Here is a 766-nt window from a genome sequence, read left to right as displayed (position 1 = left end):
GGCGGGCGCTCCGCGCGCGCGATGATCCCCGCTCCGCCGAACCCGCTCCGTCCGCCATTCCCCGTCCGGAAAGTCCCCACGATGCGACGCCTCGGCAGGCTGGTGCCTGCGCTCCTCCTCTGCAGTGCCAGCGCCGCCCACGCGATGAGGGCCGACGAGTCGCCGACGGGGTGGTGGGCGCCGACGCTGAAGGAGTGCGGCGACGCGGCGAGCCCGAGGGCGTTCGAGATCAGGCTGAAGCCAGCGGCCGACGCGATGCTCGAGGCCCACGACCTGCGCTGCCGGATCGACAAGGTCTCCGACACGGCGATCGGCTACCGCCTTCACATGCGCTGCTTCCGCTCGGACGAGGACCTGCGGACCGGCGTCAATGCCGAGCCCCGGCAGATCGTCGTCGACGCGATCGGGCCGGTGACCATGCGGGCGGACGGGCAGCGCGTCTATCGCTGCCGCTCCCGTCCCGCCGCAGCCGCCGAGACTCCCCGCAGCACCGTCGCCGCCGATCCTCCGGCTCCGCTGCCGGTGATGCCGGTCGCGCCGACGGTACCGGCCCTGCCGCTGCCCACCGCTCCCATCCGCATGGCGGCCCTTCCGCCGGCCCCGCTGCCGACGGTCAAGCGCGGCAAGGTGGTCGGCTATCCCGGGTCGCAGGCCCCGGGCCCGATCGTGGTCGACACCGCGCAGCGCCACCTCTACCTCGTGCGCGGCGACGGCACGGCCCTCCGCTACCGGGTGGCGGTCGGGCGCCCCGGCGCATCCTGGAGGG

General features: G+C 74.9%; 1 pseudogene. It reads left to right on the top strand.

Annotation, left to right across the window (positions count from 1 at the left end):
* Window positions 1-81 precede the first annotated feature (81 nt).
* Window positions 82-766, top strand: a pseudogene (locus VQ02_RS35040) (hypothetical protein); the annotation flags it as partial.

Origin of the sequence: Methylobacterium variabile (genome assembly GCF_001043975.1) — a bacterium.
Classification (GTDB): Bacteria; Pseudomonadota; Alphaproteobacteria; order Rhizobiales; family Beijerinckiaceae; genus Methylobacterium; species Methylobacterium variabile.
The sequence above is the reverse complement of the archived record's forward strand: the minus strand, read 5'-3'. Positions and strand labels throughout refer to the sequence as shown.